Here is a 17,033-nt window from a genome sequence, read left to right on the forward strand (position 1 = left end):
GTATATTAATAGTGCCGGGCCGTCGAGGGCGGGGGGTGGCGCAGTCACGGATGCCGCGTCGCCGCGTCATGCTCGGCTTTTTGCCGCGCTATCCGTTGATCGTGGATCCGGACCAGCTCGCGGAAGCCGAGGCGCGGGTATTCGGGCACGGGCTGGACTCCCCACCGATCCTTGGCCGTAGTGACCCCAGCCCCTTCGGGCGCACCGCTGATCGGAGGACCCGGAAACGGGTAGGGATACTGACATTCCAGCGACTCGTTGTTGTAACGCACCTTCATCAGCTCGCTGCAAATGTCGCGGAAACCCAGCGTCGGGTATCCATACCAGATCGCCAGGAACGGCAGGGTGAACGAACCCTCGATCACAAGCCCGACCAGGCACACCATGATGCCGCGCTTGAGCCACTTATGCATTCCGGCCCACTGCTCCGTGGTACCCAGCGGGAGGTCATCGGCCATGGACTCGGACGTATCGTCGGTTTTGCGCCGCTTCATCGAATTCTCCTTATTCCGAGAAGATTTCGCGGTTCACGGTGTGCAGATACGGTATCGCGAAGAACGGCGTGATGTACATGATGTCGTAGATCCACCAGCCCAGGACCGGGAAAACTACTCCGGCATAACGAACATCGGCGTATACGGTCATGTTCATCACGTAACCGATCCAGATGACGACACCGAACCAACAGGTCACCAGCAGCCATTGATAGCCCCAGCGCTTCATCTGCAGGAAGGCAATAGCGGCGGCGATCCGCATCGGAAACACCGTCAGGATGAGCGCGACTTCCCAGCCCTTCTCCCCCGGCGCGGTCGCGCCACCGATCCACAACTGGTTGTAGTGCCAGAAGTAGCCGGCGTCAAAAGCGTTGCCCCAGGCCGTGTATAGGACGCGGTAGATCAGCGAGTGGTTGGCAACCATATCGAGGATCCAGCCCTGCAGGTTGAGCCCGGCATCCAGGATGACCAGGTAGCCGATCAAGGTCACCATGAGCGGCCGCACGGACAGGCCGGCCTTCTGCGCCCGTCGAAGCAACGCCAGCCCGTACAGGAACAGCGGAAGGCCGAAGATGCCGGGTACGTTGGCCCCCATCAGCAATGCCCCCGCGATAAGCCATTTGTCGGCGCGGCGTTGCGCCAAGCGGCTCTGCTCTAGTTGCTCGTCGAGGGTCACCGCGCCGGAGGTGGGGGATGCAGCCCTCGAAACGGTTGTCTTCGGCAGTTTCACGGTTTCTCCTACCAATTCCTGGTCGCCCACATCGACAGCTGGATGCCGAACATGAGCAGCAGATAGCCGTAGATGAAGATCTGGAAGACGATCAACGCCCGCCGTCGCTGCCTGTCTCGCTCGTTCATCAGAACGTTCCGATGCCGCGCATCACGTAGTACCAAAAGCCCACCAGCGCAGCCGCTCCGCCCCATCCGAGCCCGAGGCGCAATACGTCCTGCCACATGGTTGAACCTCCAATCGATCGATGGACACCCGGTCGGCTTATCGCGCCTCGAGACCGTGACGCGTGCTCGCGACAAACTCGTCGATCACGCGGCTGCGGGCGGGTTTGGAGTCATGGTTGGTGACCAGCAGCGCGTAGAACCCCAACAGGAAGAACAGGGCGCCGTTCTCGGCATTGACTTCTGCCCTCACCATCCCTTGTCGCTGCGCCCGAGCGATCTCCCGGGCGATGAGCGCTACCAGGGGGTGGTCGGCAGGTTTACCGAATCCAGGCGGGCGGGTCTGGGAAAAGTGCAGCGCCAGAACGTCTCTGAATAGCTTTGGCCCCAACCGGGATTCGCCCGCCACAACGAGGCGGACCACCTCCGACATGGTCGCCCACAGGTCGGGCCCGGAGGAGACAAAGCGGCCCAAGTCGCCGGCCAGCCGCGTGACCAGATCGCGTTCGACCTCCTCGAGGACGTGCTCTTTGGTGGGGAAATGAAAGTAGAAGGTCCCACGCGCAACGCCCGCCGTCGAGATGATGGCGCCGATGTCGGCGTCCGCTACGCCCGAGCGTCTGAACTCGCCCATCGCGGCGTCGTAGACCCGCCGGCGGGTCTCCAGCCGCTGCGCTTCGCGGCCCCTTGGCTTCTCGTTCGCATGCGCTGTCATCGCCAGCTAGCGTGACCCGAATCACTGACAATTGTCAATGACAAATTTCAACGAAAATATTCTAGGAGCGCGCCCGGCACCGATCCGCCAGAACCTTGGCCACCAACTTCGGCTCGCTGAACATCACGTCATGGCAAGCGTTCATGCAGATCATCGTGTCGACGCCGCCGAGCGATTCGATCGCCGCGAGCTGCTGTCGGACCGACAGCGCCCGATCGCGCAGCGTCATGATCCAGGTCCGCGGTACGCCATCGGGCAGGTCGCTGCCATCGGCGGTTTCGAAAATCACGTTCGGCGACTCCATGCACAGCCGCGACAGCGTCAGCCTGCGCTGCTCACGCGTCATGCCATTGCAGAACGCGAATCGCGCCAGGGCGACGGGCATCGGGAACGACCTTCGTTCCATCGTGCGGGCCGACCTCGCCAACGGAGCCAAGGGCCCGCGCAGGGCGTCGACCACCGACTTTCCCTGGGGCGGAACGAACGCCGCCAGCAGGATCATCTCGCGAACCCGCCCGGCCCCCAGCTTGGCGACGACGCCCGGGACGGTCAGCCCGGCCAGCGAATGCCCAACGACCACAACCTCGCCGAACCCGGCGGCATCCACGTCGGCGACCGCAGACTTCACCCAGTCCGCGATCGTGACCGTCGACAGGTCCGCCGGCCTACCGGCGCGGCCTGGCAGGTCGACCGCGAGTACCCGCAATTCGGGCGCCTGGGCGGCCAACTCTGCGACGGTGAGCTCCCAGCAGTCGGCGGCATGCGCGCCGCCGTGGATCAGGACGAGGCCGGGCAGTGCCATCCGATGATTGTCCGCGAAATCAGTTGCGGCGCAATATGCCGTAAAGGAACAGATCGACCGCGTGTTGCAAGTGTCGCTCCTCTTCCTCGGCGCTGCGATAGATGCCGAAATCGGCCAGCCGGGCGGGCAGGTGTTCGATCATCGCGATGAAGTGGCCGGCGGTTGACTCGAAATCTCCGACCTCGATGGTTCCGGCTTCATGGTGCCGGCGCAGCAAGTCCATCACCTGTCGATGTCGGGGCGACCAGGTCATCGAGTGCGCGCTGACTGCGAACTCCGAGAACCGGGCCGATTCGTTCATCGCGATCCGCGTCAGGCGCACGATGTCCGGGTCTATCGCCCGCGCGAGCCCGGCGCGGCCGACGGCGACGAGGGATGCGCGCAGGTCGCCGTCGTCGAGGTCGTAGTCCGCTTCCCGCTCGGTCCGACGCGTGAGCGCCCAGGGAATGACGTCGAGGAAAACGGCGCGCTTGTCGGGATAGCGGGCATACAACGTTCGGCGGGTGATGCCGGCCGCTTTGGCGATCGCGTCCATGGTGGCCCCGTCATAGCCGTTCTTGACGAACGTTGCGACGGCGGCCTTGCGGAGTTTTTGATGCAGCTTCTTGGCTTCCGCCTGCGTAGGCCTTCCGCGCCGGGTCGGTGTCACCACGAGCGCTAAATATACGCTTTTGCGCATATCTGTCTATTTGACCAGCCCGGGCCCAACCGGTTGACAGAAATATACAACTGCGTATAGATAACCGTGGGTAGGACGCAATCGAGTCAGGGGCCATCGTGACCATCACGCAGTCGTTCATCGATGGCGCATCGGTGGCGTCAACAAAGGTCTACGACAACATCGACCCGGCAACGGGCTGGCCGCTGGGATCGGTGTCTCGCGCCGGTGCGGACGAGGTGGATCGCGCGGTCGCGGCGGCGCGCGCGGCATCCAAGCGCTGGCGCGACACGCCGCCGGCCGAGCGGGCAACACTGCTAACCCGGATCGCCGATCTGATCGACCAAAACCACCAGCGGTTGGCCCGAATCGAAAGTGAAGACACCGGAAAGCCACTGACGCAGGCACGTGGCGACGCCACCGTCGCGGCACGGTACTTCCGCTTCTATGGCCACGCTATCGACAGCTACTACGGCCAAACCATCCCGCTGTCAACGGATTTGCACGCATATACCCGTCGCGAGCCGTTCGGTGTCACCGGGCATATCATCGCCTGGAACTATCCGATGCAGTTGCTCGCGCGCGCCGTGGCTCCAGCAATCGCGACGGGCAACTGCGCCGTGGTCAAGCCCGCCGACGAAACCCCTCGCACCGCGGTCGAATTAGCACGCATCGCAGTTCAGGCGGGCCTGCCGCCGGGGGTGCTCAACGTGGTGACCGGGATAGGCGCCGAGGCCGGCGCCGCGCTGGCGGCGCACCCCGACGTCGACCACCTGGGCTTCGTCGGATCGACGGAGACCGGATCGGTTGTCGCCCATGCCGCCGCGGACAGGGTGGTTCCCACCACCCTCGAGTTGGGCGGTAAGTCCCCACAAATCGTCTTTCCGGACGCAAACCTGGGAGCTGCCGCGGAATCGATTGTGCGCGCGATCCTGCAGAACGGCGGTCAAACCTGTTCGGCCGGCTCGCGGCTGCTGGTGCACGATTCCGTTCACGACGCCCTGGTGGAGATGGTCTGCCAGCTCATGTCGTCGGCGACGATTGGGCCCGGGGTCGAGGATCACGATCTCGGACCGCTGATCTCGCGCAAGCAGCAGCGCCGGGTCCAGTCGATGGTCTCCGACAACGCCAAAGGCGAAATCCTTTGCGGTGGTGCGCCCCCAGCTGATGCACGGCTGGCGGACGGCGCATACTTCGCACCCACTGTCATCGCCGACGTCGACCCCGCATCGCCGATCGCACAAGAGGAGATCTTCGGTCCCGTCCTCACCGTGAACCGGTTCTTCGAGGAGGACGAGGCGATCCGACTGGCCAACGGCACGCAGTACGGCCTGCTGGGCGCGGTGTGGACCGCCGAACTGTCCCGCGCCCACCGGCTCGCGGCCGAGATCCGCGCCGGCCAGGTCTATGTCAACACCTACGGCGCCGGCGGCGGCGTGGAGCTGCCGTTCGGCGGCTTCAAGAAGTCCGGATACGGCCGGGAGAAGGGCTATCAGGCGCTCGATGAGTTCACGGCCACCAAGACCGTCGTGGTTCGGCTGTGACGCACCCGCGCTCTCGTACGATTCGTCCTCGCAATGAACCCGAAGGAGAAGACCATTGGATCGCGAAACATACCAGCGCGGCCTCGAGATCCGCTCGGCCGTGTTGGGCGAAGAGTATGTCAGCCAGGCGTTGGCCGGCGCGGATGACTTCACCAAGCCACTGCAAGACCTCGTCACCGAGTATTGCTGGGGCGCGGTCTGGGGACGCGACGGACTGGCCCTCAAGACCCGCAGCATGCTCAACCTGGCCATGATCTCGGTCCTCAACCGCCCCAACGAATTACGGTTGCACGTCAAGGCGGCGCTGACGAACGGCGTGACGCGCGACGAAATTCGCGAGGTATTCCTCCAGGTCGCCATCTACGCCGGCATGCCGGCCGCGGTCGACAGCTTTCGCATCGCGCGGGAGGCGTTCGCCGAAGTGGATGAGGCCTAGGGGTTCGCGATGGAGGTCGGGTTCATCGGCCTGGGAAACATGGGGTTTCCCATGGCGAGTCGCCTCATCCAACAAGGCCACGACGTCGTCGCGTTTGACACCAACGGCGCGGCGCTCGAGCGCCTCGTCGCCGCCGGGGCGCGCGCCGCGTCGTCGTCAAAAGAGGTCGCCGATCGGGTCGAGACCGTCATGGCCAGCCTCCCGACGCCGGCGGCGTCGGTCGCGGTGGCCACCGGTGCCGAAGGCGTGATCGAGGGTTCGCGCGTCAAGCGCTACGTCGACTTCTCAACCGTCGGCAGCCGCACGGCGGTGCGCATCCATGACCTGCTGGCGCAACGGAACATCGCCGCGATCGACTGCCCGGTCAGCGGCGGCGTCGGCGGAGCCGAAAGGGGCTCGCTCGCGGTCATGGTGTCCGGCCCGCGTGACGAATTCGACGCCATACGAACCGCTCTCGAGGCGATCGGGCGTCCCTACTACATCGGGGAGAAACCCGGCTCGGCGCAGACGATGAAGCTGGCCAACAACATCCTGGCGGCCAACGTTTTGGCCGCGACGGCGGAGGTCGTCGTGATGGGCGTGAAAGCCGGGCTCGATCCGGGCGTGATGATCGAGGTGCTCAACGCGGGTTCTGGTGCGACGAGCGCGAGCCGCGACAAGTTCCCCCGCGCGATCCTCCCGCGCACCTTCGACTACGGCTTCGCCACCGGGCTGATGGTCAAAGACGTGCGGCTGTATCTCGACGAGGTGAAAGCGCTTGGCGCACCGGCCGACGTCGCCGAAACGGTGGGCCGGCTCTGGGAGGCCGCCGCGATCGAGGAAGGCCCGGATTCCGATTTCACATCGGTGATCAAACCGTTCGAGCGGGCCGCCGGCGTCACCGTGGGCCCGGTGGGGCCGCTTCCGGGCTAATCGCGTCGAGTGTGCACTAACGGCTTTGATTGTGTACCAGCGGAGGGAATTCGGCGATTTTTCCGCCCAGCATTCACACGCTAGGCCCACAGTTCACACGCGACGCCCGAAGGCCCGGTTAGGAGGCGGCCAGCCGAAAAGCCAGGCTGCCAACAGGAAGCACAGGGCGCCGAAGAACGTGCCGACGTTGGCCCACACCAGGCTGACGTCGGCCCCCGAGCGCAACACCAGCGCGCCCGCGGCCGAGGCGAGAAACAACACCGAGCCCGCGAAGTTGAGGAACGCGATGCGCTGCGAGGCGCTGGCGACGTGGGAGTGCCGGCGGGCCCGGACCTCGGGAACGATCGCGATGGCCGAGGACACCAGGAACGCGACGGAACCGACCATGTCGGGCACCCACACGTCGACGTCTATGAGCTCCGGGCGCGCGCCGATCGTTACCGCGGCGTCCACCGTGTTGATGTTGAACAGCACGGTCCCCACCAACTGGATGGCCGCGGCCAGCCAATCGGCGGTGCGCGCCCGCAACGGCAACGAGTGCCGCTCGGCCTCGGGCAGCGCGCGGCGCGCGAGGACGAGCTGAAGCGTTGCGGCGGCCGTGAAGAACACCGCTCCGACCGCGTAGGTCAGCGCCGAGAGCAGCGGCGGCAAAGCGCGGAGCAGCGAGAGCAGGACACCGAGCGCGAACAGCGCCGCGCCGATCACGAAGAGGAGGCCGGTCCAGCGCACCATGGACGCGTGCACGGTCCTCACCACGCGACGGATCGTACCGTCCGCTGCAGGCCCGCTTCGGCGTCCGGCGTGCACCGCGCGAGTCCACCAACAAGATTGAGAATGCTATTATCCTTATCCAAGAACGCTACTTACCCAAACGTTTGCAAAACCAATGGCCACCAGGGCCGATGATTAACCGAAACGCTTACCGAAAACACCGTTTGATTGGCGACCGACGAGAATGTTAGATTATCTATCAGATGCCCTCATCGGGCTCATTTTGGCTTCCCGAGCCGAGGGACGGCTTACGTGATCGAACACGCTGACGGAACCCGCACCCCGCTGATCGACGCGAGCGTGCACATCTTCTTTCCGTCCAACAAGGACCTGCGCTCGTTCCTGCGGGAGCCCTTCAAGAGCCGCGGTTTTCCCGACTACGAGATGGACTGGTACGGCGCGCCGGGCGGCGAATACGCGCCGAACACCCAGGGCCCGGACCGCCAGTATCCGGGTTCGGATCCGGAATTTGTTGGTAGCGAGCTGTTTTCGAAGCGCGGCGTCGACGTGGCGATCCTGCATCCGATGGGACGCGGCATCATGCCCGACCGTCACCTGGGCACCGCGCTGCACGCCGCCCACAACGAGATGATGGTGTCGCGCTGGCTGGATTCCGCCGAGTTCGGCGAGCGTTTCCGCGGCACCATCCGCGTCAACCCCGACGACATCGCCGGCGCCCTGCGCGAAATCGAGAAGTGGCGCGCCCACCCGCGCGTCGTCCAGATCGGCATCCCGCTGCAATCCCGCGAGTTGTACGGCAAGCCGCAGTTCTGGCCGCTGTGGGAGGCCGCCGCCGACGCGGGGCTCCCGGTCGCCGTGCACATCGAGACGGGCGAGGGCATCGGCTTCCCGCCGACGCCGTCCGGACACACCCTGACCTACGAGCAGTACGTCAGCTTCATGGCGCTGAACTACCTGTATCACCTGATGAACATGATCGCCGAGGGTGTTTTCGAGCGCTTCTCGAACCTGAAGTTCGTCTGGGCCGACGGCGCCGCGGACTTCCTCACGCCGTTCATCTGGCGCATGGACACCTTCGGCCGGCCCCACCTGGAACAGACGCCCTGGGCGCCGCGAATTCCGAGCGATTACATCCCCGGCCACGTGTATTTCGTGCAGGGCAGCCTCGACGGTCCGCCCGATGCCGAGTTCGCCGGCGAATGGTTCGGCTTCACCGGCAAGGAAGACATGGTGATGTTCGGCTCGAGCTACCCGCACTGGCAGAGCAACGACGTCGGCAGGGTGCCGGCATCGCTGTCCGCCGAACAGCGCGACAAGCTGTGCTGGCGCAACGCGGCCAACTTGTACGGGATCGACATTTCGGTCGACCTGGCAGCGGGCTAGTCGCAGAATTAGGACAAGGGAGACGGAGGAGACAAAGATGACGCTGACTCACATACACGAACGGGTTCCCGCCGCCGAGCGTATAGCCGTCCGGTGCGTCGACTCCGATGTCCACCCGGTGCCGAAGCGCGGCGAGCTCACCCAGTACATCCCGGAGCCGTGGCGCAGCAAGTTCTTCCTGGACCACAAGGTCGGCGAGCTGATCTACTACGACGCTCCCGACTACGCGCACACCTTCGCGATGCGCGCCGACGCCTTTCCGCCCGACGGCGAGTTCGCCTGCAGCGACCCGGACATGGCGTTCCGGCAACTGATCATGCAAGCGGGCTCGGACATCGCGATCCTGGAGCCCGGCGGGCGCACACCGCGGTTGGCCGAGGCGCACCAGGCGTTCTCGACGGCGCTCAATCACTGGCAGGCGAACCACTGGCTCGACAGCCACAACAACTGGCACGAGCGCTGGCGGGGTTCGATCTGCGCGGCGATCGAGGATCCCGAGGGGGCGGCGCGCGAGATCGAGACGTGGGCCGGCCATCCGTACATGGCGCAGATCCTGATCAAGGCCGAGCCGCGGCCGTCATGGGGCCACCCAAGGTACAACCCGATCTGGGAGGCCGCCACCAAGCACGACATCACCGTGAGCTGCCACCTGTCGCGCAGCAACTACGAGATGCTGCCGACGCCGCCGGTGGGTTTGCCGAGCTACAACCACGATTTCATGGTGACCTACTCGCTGCTGGCCGCCAACCAGGTGATGAGCCTGATCTTCGACGGCGTCTTCGACCGATTCCCCACGCTGCGCATCGTGTTCGTCGAGCACGCATTCAGTTGGATCCTGCCGCTGATGTGGCGGATGGACCGGCTCTATGAGGCCCGCAAGTCGCGGGTGGACATCAAGCGCAAGCCGTCGGACTACGTCAAGGAGCACATCAAGTTCACCACCCAGCCGCTGGACTACCCGGAAGACAAGACCGAGCTGACCCGCGCCCTGGAGTGGATGGAGTGCGACAAGATCTTGCTGTTCTCCTCCGACTACCCGCACTGGACGTTCGATGACCCGCGCTGGTTGGTCAAGCACCTGCCAAAGGCGGCGCGGGACGCGGTGATGTTCAAGAACGGGATCGCGACGTACCACCTTCCGGAGACGGTGCCGGTCCTCGAGGGCCAGACCCGGGTGTACTGAGTTGGCGGCAGAACAAGAAGGGGCAACCAGCAGGCCGCCCCAGCCCCGCCTCGCGCAGGGCCGCGAACACATCGTGGCGACGGTGGACGAAATCCCGCCCGGCAGCCACAAACTGGTGCCCATCGGGCGACACGGCGTCGGCGTCTACAACGTCAACGGCTCCTTCTACGCCATCGCGAATTACTGCCCGCACCAGGGCGGTCCGCTGTGCTCGGGGCGCGCGCGAGGACGCACGATCGTCGACGAGACCGCTGCTGGCGACGCGGTCATGGTGCGGGACCTGGAGTTCATCTACTGCCCCTGGCATCAATGGGGTTTCGAGCTTGCGACCGGCACGACCGCGGTCAAGCCGGAGTGGAGCATCCGCACCTACCCGGTGCGAGTCGTCGGCAACGACGTTCTGGTGATGGCGTGACGGGAGCATCTGTGTCGACATTCGAGGTGAATGGCGGGAACGTCGTCTACGAAATCCTCGGTGATACCGGAGATCTCATTGCCCTGACGCCGGGGGGCCGGTTCAGCAAGGAGATCGAGGGCCTGCGTCCACTGGCCGACGCGTTGGCCGCCGGCGGCTATCGGGTGCTGCTGTGGGACCGGCCCAACTGCGGGGCCTCGGATGTGCAGTTCTACGGCCAAAGCGAGTCGCACATGCGCGCCGAGACGCTGCACAAGCTGGTGACGGGTTTGGGCTTCGAGCGCTGCATCCTCGCCGGAGGCTCCGGCGGCGCAAGGGATTCCATGCTGACGACAATGCTCTACCCAGAGATGGTCACCAAACTCGTGGTGTGGAACATCGTCGGCGGCATCTACGGCACGTTCGTGCTGGGCTCCTTCTACATCATCCCGAGCATTCTCGCGGTGCGCGGCACCGGAATGGACGGCGTGATGAAGGTGCAGGAATGGCGCGAGCGCATCGAGCAGAACCCCGCCAACAAGCAGCGGTTCCTCGACTTCGACTCCGACGAGTTTCTCAAGGTCATGCTGCGCTGGCTGAATGCGTTCGTCTCCAAGCCCGGGCAGACGATTCCCGGGGTCGAGGACGAGATGTTCGATCGAATCAAGGTCCCCACGTTGATCATTCGCGGCGGCGAGAACGACATGGATCACCCCAAACGGACGTCGCTGGAGGTCAGCTGCCTGATCAAAGGCTCCAAGCTGATCGACCCACCCTGGCCGGAGGACGCCTGGGAGCGGGCATCCGAAGACCGCGCGGCGGGCAGGGTGTCGCACTTCAACATGTTCGACACCTGGGTCCAGGCCGCCCCGGCGATCCTCGAATTCTTGGGCTCCTGATGCGATTACACGGTGCGAATGCGAACCTCGCAGTTGAGCGACGCCTCGAGTGCGGTGTGTATCCGGCTTTCCGGAACGCGCTCCAGGTCGGCCTCGCGCAGGGTCACCTGGACGATGTCGAAACCGTCGTCGCCGGGCACGCGGACGATCTCGCCGGTGAGCCCGAAACCGGACAACACACCGTGCGCGTCGTCGTCGGTTCCCCGGCTGATGAACGTCACCACGCCGACCACCGGCGCGGCGTCAAAATCACCAAAAGCTCTGCGGCACAACTCAAGCCCGACGCGCTTGACGGCGTCGGCGTCGTCGCCTGCAATCAGAATCTCCACCTCGCGACGGCCGGACGGCATGGCCGCCAGGTTGTTCTCGACGACCGCCAAGCCCAGCTCGCCGGCAAGCCCGAGGAGTGCGGTCATGCCGTGTCCTAACTGTTCAGCCGTGAGGACACCGGAAGGATCCACGTTGACGCGCACAACCGCGGTTCGCATGTGCGCCAGACTAACGATGTGGAGCTAGGCGATGGGTATCACGGTCACCACCTGGCCCGGTTGCCCGTCGCGGCTGCTGGGGGATCAACCCGGCCAAGGGAGCGAAAACTACCAGGCCTACCTCGAATTCGGCGGTTATCGTCCGCTCGCCGACCCCGACGACCTGCTCGGCGAAGTCGAACGCAGCGGGCTGCAGGGCCGGGGCGGCGCGGCCTTTCCGATGGCAGTGAAACTGCGCGCCGTGCGCGACAACGGGCGCGCGGCGGGTGGCTCGGTCGTCGTCGCCAACGGCGAGGAGGGCGAACCGGCCTCGATCAAGGATCGATGGCTGCTGCGGCACCGGCCGCACCTGGTCCTCGACGGGCTGCGGCTGGCCGCGGCGATCGTGGGCGCCGACAGCGCCTACGTCTACCTGTCCGACGCGGAAGCGGCCCGCAGTGTCCAGGCGGCGCTCACGGAGCACACGCCCGGCGACGTCGCGATCGAGGTGGTCAACGTCGCCCCGGGATACATCGCCGGCGAGGAGACCGCGGTGACCCGCGCGATCAACGGCGGACCGGTCAAGCCAACGGACAAGCCGCCGCGGCCATTTCAGCAGGGCGTCGGCGGGCGGCCCACCCTGGTGAGCAACGTGGAGACCCTGGCCAACCTGCCCTACCTGCAGCGCCATGGCTCCGGGGAGTTCCGCTCGCTGGGCACGCCGTCCTCCCCCGGAACCTTCCTGGTGACCCTGACCGGCGGCGGTCGGCCGCCGGGCCTCTACGAGGTTCCGCATGGGCTGCCGTTCGCCGATCTGCTTGCCCTGCATGGTATTTCGCCGGATCGGGTCCAAGGCGCGTTGCTGGGTGGCTACTTCGCCGGGCTGCTGAACCGCAGCGTGCTGGACGCCACCTTGGACCACGAGACGTTCCGTGGCCTCGGCAGCGGGCTGGGCTGCGGTGCGATCGCGGTGATCGCCGACGACTGCCCGGTGGCGGTCGCCGCGTCGGTGCTGGCCTACTTCGATCGCGAGAACGCGGGCCAATGCGGCTCCTGCTTCAACGGCACCGCCGCGATGGCCGCCGTCGCCGCGGCGCTCCGCGACGGCGCCGCCGCCCCCGAAGACGTGGACCGGCTGCGCCACTGGTCGGTGACGCTGCGCGGCCGCGGGGCCTGCGCCACGCTGGACGCGGCGACGAACGTGGCCGCCAGCATGCTCGACCAGTTCCCCCAGGCGGTGGCCCAGCATCTCGACAACGCCTGTGAACCGTGCCGCGCCAACGCCTTTAGCGCCGGGCGGCCCTATGAGGTGGAGGCGGTGATCTACGCGTGAGCGAGGGCATGAGAATCCACCTGGACCGCACCCTCTGTGACGGCTTCGGCATCTGCGCCAAGCACGCGCCCGCATACTTCTCGCTCGACGACTGGGGATACGCGTGCCTGATCGGCGACGGCACCGTGCCCGAGGCCGACCGCGACGCGGTCATGCGTGCCCTGATGGACTGCCCGGTGCACGCCATCATGGAAATGGACGAACGCCGACCGGACGTCGTGCCGCCGCCGCCGAGCACCGACGCGGACCCGGCCGCGCACGTCAACACCGAAGCTAACGAAGCCGAATGGGGCTTCACGCGTTGATGGGACGCCTGGTTATGGCCGCGTCGAACGCATAAGCTGAAGCCGTCCAAGGTCGGGATGGTTCCCTTTGGGAGGCCTCCATGAGGTGGTTTGGTCGTCGTCTGGCCGCTCTTGTCGCGGTCCCGTTCGTGTCAATGGCCGCTGCGGTCGCGACGCCGGCAGTCAGCTGGGCGGACTGCGACCGCAACATGTCATGGAATACGGCGACCGGGGTGTGCGGTCCGCCACCAGCGCCGCCGGCCTGGTACACGCCTCCGCCGCCGTACGCGCCGTCGTTCGCGCCGCTGAATGTGCCGCCGCCCCCGCCAAAGCCGTGGTGGGCACCGGAGGCGCCGGTGTGGAGTAACGGCTTTCAGCGTTGGGGCGTCGTCTTGGGCACCCTCTGGGTGCCAGTCTGACGGCTGCCCATCTCGGGGACTCCCCACACGGCGGCGTCCTGCCTGCGGGGTGATAACGTAATTCTCCGATTCGTATAACGGGCCTACCGCGTTTTTGGCGGACCGTTTCGACTTCCCGGAGGTGACGTGTCAGCCGCACCCGGACGACCGCTGCCCCTCCTCACGCAGGACAACGAGTTCTTTTGGACGTCGGGCGCCGACGGCACGCTGCGGCTGCAGGAATGCCACAGCTGCAATGCGCTGATCCATCCGCCCGCGCCGGTGTGCCGGTACTGCCGGTCCCGGGACGTGGGCGTGCGGGACCTCTCCGGCAGGGCGACGCTCGCGGGGTTCACGATCAACGAGCGGTTCAGCCTGCCGGGGCTGGCCGCGCCCTACGTTGTCGCCCAGGTGGCGATCGCCGAGGACCCGCGCGTGCGGCTGACCACCAACATCGTCGAGTGCGATTTCGAACGCCTGGAGCTCGGTCAACAGGTAGAGGTGGTCTTCGAGCAGGTCGAGGACGTGTGGTTTCCGCTGTTTCGGCCGGTTCCCGATGCCGAACCCGCAGCCCTGCCGTCCGACGAGATCGCGCCCGAACGCTTCGGCGAACACGTGCAACCCATGCTGACTCCGGAGAAGTTCGAGGACAAGGTCGCGCTCACCGGCATCGGCATGTCGCCGATCGGCCGCCGCTTGATGCAGCTGCCGCTGTCGCTGACCGTTCAGGCGTGCGAGGCGGCCATCGCCGATGCCGGGCTGACGTATGCCGACATCGACGGCCTGTCCACCTACCCCGGCGCGTTGACCGTCGCTGGCATGGGGGAGGGCGGCGTCACCGCCCTCGAGGCCGCGCTGGGTATTCGGCCGGTGTGGCACAACGGCGCCATGGAGACGTTCGGCCCGGGTGGTTCGGTGATCGCCGCGATGCTCGCCGTGGCCTGCGGCCTGGCCCGGCACGTGCTGTGCTTCCGGACGCTGTGGGAAGCCACCCACGGCGAGCTGATGAAGCAGGGCAAGATCGCGCCCTCGATGGGCCGGATGTCGGGTTGGCAGATGCCATTCGGCGCCACCTCGGCCGCACACACGCTGGCGATGAACGCTCAGCGGCACTTCCATCGTTACGGCACAACGAAAGAGACGCTGGGCTGGATTGCCCTGAACCAGCGCGCCAACGCCGAACTCAACCCGACCGCCATCTACCGCACCCCGATGACGATGGACGACTACCTGGGCGCGCGGCCCATCACCACGCCGTTCGGGCTCTACGACTGCGACGTGCCGTGCGACGGCGCGATCGCCGTCATCGTCTCGGCCGTCGACGCGGCCCGCGACCTGGCCAAGCCGCCCGTGCTGGTGGAGGCCGTCGGAACCCAGATCGTCGAGCGACTCGATTGGGACCAAAGCACTTTGACGCACGAGCCACAGGTGCTGGGCCAGGCGGCGCATGTGTGGACCCGTACCTCGTTGCGGCCCAACGATGTCGACGTCGCCGAACTCTACGACGGGTTTTCCTTCAACTGCCTGTCCTGGATCGAGGCGCTGGGATTCTGCGGCATCGGTGAGGCCAAGGAATTCCTGGACGGCGGCAAGAACATTGCGCGCGACGGACAATTGCCGCTCAACACCCACGGCGGCCAACTGTCGCACGGCCGCACCCACGGCATGGGCCTGCTGCACGAAGCGGTCAGCCAACTGCGCGGCGAGGCCGGCGACCGGCAGGTGACCGACGCCCGCGTCGGCGTGGTCAGCAGCGGTGGCCTCACCCCCAGCGGCGTGCTCCTGTTGCGGGCGGACACATGACCGTCCGTCCCCGGCTGGTCATCGTCGACGGGGTGCCGATGTCGGCCCTGGTCGCCGAGGCCGAAGCGCCCAAGGCCGTGATCGTCGCCATCCACGGCGGGGGCACCACCGCGCTGTATTTCGACTGCCCCGGCCACCCGCCGTATTCGTTGTTGCGCACCGGCGCAGCGAACGGATTCACCGTCGTCGCCCTCGACCGGCCCGGCTATGGCAGTTCCGCTCCGTATCCCGACGCGATGATCACCGGCGAACAACGAGTCGACCTTGCGTACGGGGCGGTGGAGCGCATCCTCGGCGAACGACCGCGCGGCGCGGGCGTATTCGTGTGGGGCCATTCCGGCGGCTGCGAGCTGACGATGCGAATGGCCGCCGACGCGCGCGGTGCCGACCTGCTCGGCATCGAACTGGCCGGCACCGGTCGGCACTACCACCCCGCGGCCAAGGAAATACTGAAAACCGCTACCCGTGAACGCCGCCCGCCGGGCATGCGGGACCTGCTGTGGAGCCCGGCGGAGCTGTATCCGCCCGAGGTCCTCGGCGGCGCAACGGTTTCCCCCACGGCCCCGGCCTACGAGGACCAAATGGTGTCCGATTGGGCGCGGCAGACCTTCCCGCAGCTGGCGCCCGCCGTGCGCGTCCCCGTGCACTTCAGCATCGCCGAGCACGAAAAGGTCTGGCAGGCCGACGACGCGGCGGTGACCCAGATCAGTGCGCTGTTCTCCGCGGCGCCGCGGTTCGTGGTGCATCGTCAACCCGACGCCGGGCACAACATCAGCCTCGGCCATACCGCCCCCGACTACCACGCGAAAGTGCTTGCGTTCGTGGCGGAATGCGCGGACGAGCGGTCAACGGATGCGGAAGCCGACGATTTGGAGGCCGGTTGATGCGGGTTGGGTTCATCGGCCTGGGCAGTCAGGGCGGCCCCATGGCGCGCCGGATCGTCGAGGGCGGCTACGAGACGACACTGTGGGCGCGCAGGCCCGCGTCGCTGGAGCCGTTCGCCGACACCCCGGCCAAGATCGCCCCGACGCCGGCCGATCTCGCCGCGGCGAGCGATCTCGTCTGCCTGTGCGTCGTCGGCGACGCCGACATCGAGGAACTCACCGGCGGCGACGATGGCCTGCTGGCGGCCATGACACCGGGCAGCGTCATCGCCGTGCACAGCACGGTCCATCCCGACACCTGCCGCGAGCTCGCGAAACAGGCTGAAAATCATGGAGTTTCGGTCATCGACGCACCGGTGAGCGGCGGCGGAGGGGCGGCGGCGGAGGGGCGCCTGCTGGTGATGGTCGGCGGCGACGCCGAGGTTGTCGAGCGGTGCCGTCCGGTCCTCGAAACCTACGCCGACCCCGTCGTGCACTTGGGCGACCTGGGATCCGGGCAGACCACCAAACTGCTCAACAACCTGCTGTTCACCGCCAACCTGGGCACCGCGGCCGCCACCCTGTCGCTGGCCAACGCGCTGGGCGTCGCCCCGGACCGGCTCGTCGAAGTCGTCTCGCGCGGCAGCGCAAACAGCTTCGCGCTCAACGTCCTTGGCGGGATCGACGGCCTGGACCGCCTGGCCGGGCTGGCCGGGACGCTGCTGCAGAAGGACGTCCGGTTGATCGTCGAACTCGCCGAGCGGGCCGCGGCCGGCGGGGGCACCGTGCTCGACGCGGCCGACGCCACGCTGACCCTGATGGGGCATCCCCGATGAGGA

At 66.5% G+C, this 17,033-nt stretch carries 20 protein-coding genes; 13 read left to right on the forward strand and 7 right to left on the reverse strand.

Translation table 11 applies throughout. The features are described 5' to 3' along the window. Positions 1–44: 44 nt before the first annotated feature. From A9X00_RS11570 to A9X00_RS11590, 5 genes are all read right to left on the reverse strand, one after another. The gene (locus tag A9X00_RS11570) at positions 45–494 is read right to left on the reverse strand and encodes a hypothetical protein (protein ID WP_067153009.1); all 450 of its coding nucleotides are present in this window, start codon (positions 492–494) and stop codon (positions 45–47) included. 10 nt (positions 495–504) lie between these two features. Continuing rightward, on the reverse strand, positions 505–1,224 hold the full coding sequence (locus A9X00_RS11575) for a hypothetical protein (RefSeq protein ID WP_067153011.1): 720 nt from the start codon (positions 1,222–1,224) through the stop codon (positions 505–507). Between the two features lie 264 nt (positions 1,225–1,488). Next, positions 1,489–2,103 (reverse strand): TetR/AcrR family transcriptional regulator, encoded by a 615-nt coding sequence (locus A9X00_RS11580; protein ID WP_067153012.1) that lies wholly within the window; start codon positions 2,101–2,103, stop codon positions 1,489–1,491. A gap of 61 nt (positions 2,104–2,164) precedes the next feature. Beyond that, entirely contained in the window at positions 2,165–2,905 is a 741-nt protein-coding gene (locus A9X00_RS11585) for an alpha/beta fold hydrolase (RefSeq protein ID WP_067153014.1), read from the reverse strand. A gap of 19 nt (positions 2,906–2,924) precedes the next feature. Then, positions 2,925–3,557 (reverse strand): TetR/AcrR family transcriptional regulator, encoded by a 633-nt coding sequence (locus A9X00_RS11590; protein WP_232006766.1) that lies wholly within the window; start codon positions 3,555–3,557, stop codon positions 2,925–2,927. Positions 3,558–3,682: 125 nt separating this feature from the next. Between A9X00_RS11590 and A9X00_RS11595 the strand changes: the two genes are divergently transcribed. From A9X00_RS11595 to A9X00_RS11605, 3 genes are read left to right on the forward strand one after another with little or no spacing between them, the layout of a single operon-like run. Continuing rightward, a complete protein-coding gene (locus A9X00_RS11595; protein WP_082975084.1) occupies positions 3,683–5,107 on the forward strand; it encodes an aldehyde dehydrogenase family protein in 1,425 nt (474 codons plus the stop codon). A 55-nt stretch (positions 5,108–5,162) separates the two neighbouring features. Next, positions 5,163–5,543, forward strand: a complete 381-nt coding sequence (locus A9X00_RS11600) for a carboxymuconolactone decarboxylase family protein (RefSeq protein ID WP_067153020.1) — start codon at positions 5,163–5,165, stop codon at positions 5,541–5,543. Positions 5,544–5,552: 9 nt separating this feature from the next. Further along, positions 5,553–6,455, forward strand: coding sequence for an NAD(P)-dependent oxidoreductase (locus tag A9X00_RS11605; protein WP_067153022.1), 903 nt, complete (start codon positions 5,553–5,555; stop codon positions 6,453–6,455). 93 nt (positions 6,456–6,548) lie between these two features. On the opposite strand, the gene A9X00_RS11610 is transcribed toward A9X00_RS11605, so the two are convergent. Further along, positions 6,549–7,211, reverse strand: a complete 663-nt coding sequence (locus A9X00_RS11610; protein WP_156772043.1) for a hypothetical protein — start codon at positions 7,209–7,211, stop codon at positions 6,549–6,551. A gap of 267 nt (positions 7,212–7,478) precedes the next feature. Here A9X00_RS11610 and A9X00_RS11615 point away from each other — a divergent pair, with 267 nt between their 5' ends. Genes A9X00_RS11615 through A9X00_RS11630 form a run of 4 tightly spaced genes read left to right on the forward strand, consistent with a single transcriptional unit; the run spans position 7,479 to position 11,046 of the window. Next, entirely contained in the window at positions 7,479–8,570 is a 1,092-nt protein-coding gene (locus A9X00_RS11615) for an amidohydrolase family protein (RefSeq protein ID WP_067153026.1), read from the forward strand. 37 nt (positions 8,571–8,607) lie between these two features. Further along, a complete protein-coding gene (locus tag A9X00_RS11620) occupies positions 8,608–9,753 on the forward strand; it encodes an amidohydrolase family protein (protein ID WP_067153028.1) in 1,146 nt (381 codons plus the stop codon). Between the two features lies 1 nt (position 9,754). Continuing rightward, on the forward strand, positions 9,755–10,168 hold the full coding sequence (locus A9X00_RS11625; RefSeq protein ID WP_067153030.1) for a Rieske 2Fe-2S domain-containing protein: 414 nt from the start codon (positions 9,755–9,757) through the stop codon (positions 10,166–10,168). 11 nt (positions 10,169–10,179) lie between these two features. Continuing rightward, entirely contained in the window at positions 10,180–11,046 is an 867-nt protein-coding gene (locus A9X00_RS11630; RefSeq protein WP_067153031.1) for an alpha/beta fold hydrolase, read from the forward strand. 5 nt (positions 11,047–11,051) lie between these two features. Here the strand turns inward: A9X00_RS11630 and A9X00_RS11635 are convergent, their stop codons facing one another. Continuing rightward, a complete protein-coding gene (locus A9X00_RS11635) occupies positions 11,052–11,534 on the reverse strand; it encodes a hypothetical protein (RefSeq protein WP_067153033.1) in 483 nt (160 codons plus the stop codon). Positions 11,535–11,565: 31 nt separating this feature from the next. Between A9X00_RS11635 and A9X00_RS11640 the strand changes: the two genes are divergently transcribed. The 6 genes from A9X00_RS11640 (at position 11,566) to A9X00_RS11660 (ending at position 17,030) form a co-directional block, all read left to right on the forward strand. Beyond that, positions 11,566–12,846, forward strand: a complete 1,281-nt coding sequence (locus tag A9X00_RS11640; protein WP_067153035.1) for an NADH-ubiquinone oxidoreductase-F iron-sulfur binding region domain-containing protein — start codon at positions 11,566–11,568, stop codon at positions 12,844–12,846. Positions 12,847–12,854: 8 nt separating this feature from the next. Further along, on the forward strand, positions 12,855–13,151 hold the full coding sequence (locus tag A9X00_RS11645) for a ferredoxin (protein WP_067153125.1): 297 nt from the start codon (positions 12,855–12,857) through the stop codon (positions 13,149–13,151). Positions 13,152–13,231: 80 nt separating this feature from the next. Further along, positions 13,232–13,549 carry a hypothetical protein gene (locus tag A9X00_RS29815; RefSeq protein ID WP_082975090.1) on the forward strand — a complete coding sequence of 106 codons (318 nt, stop codon included), beginning with the start codon at positions 13,232–13,234 and terminating at the stop codon, positions 13,547–13,549. Between the two features lie 126 nt (positions 13,550–13,675). Continuing rightward, positions 13,676–15,331: an OB-fold domain-containing protein gene (locus A9X00_RS11650; protein WP_067153037.1), complete on the forward strand. Its 1,656-nt coding sequence runs from the start codon at positions 13,676–13,678 to the stop codon at positions 15,329–15,331. Continuing rightward, positions 15,328–16,215 (forward strand): alpha/beta hydrolase, encoded by an 888-nt coding sequence (locus A9X00_RS11655; protein ID WP_067153039.1) that lies wholly within the window; start codon positions 15,328–15,330, stop codon positions 16,213–16,215. Before A9X00_RS11650 ends, A9X00_RS11655 begins: the two co-directional genes overlap by 4 nt. Continuing rightward, positions 16,215–17,030 carry an NAD(P)-dependent oxidoreductase gene (locus A9X00_RS11660; RefSeq protein ID WP_067153041.1) on the forward strand — a complete coding sequence of 272 codons (816 nt, stop codon included), beginning with the start codon at positions 16,215–16,217 and terminating at the stop codon, positions 17,028–17,030. The genes A9X00_RS11655 and A9X00_RS11660 overlap by 1 nt, the downstream gene beginning before the upstream one ends. Positions 17,031–17,033 lie beyond the last annotated feature (3 nt).

Source organism: Mycobacterium sp. 1245805.9 (assembly GCF_001672915.1).
Classification (GTDB): Bacteria; Actinomycetota; Actinomycetes; order Mycobacteriales; family Mycobacteriaceae; genus Mycobacterium.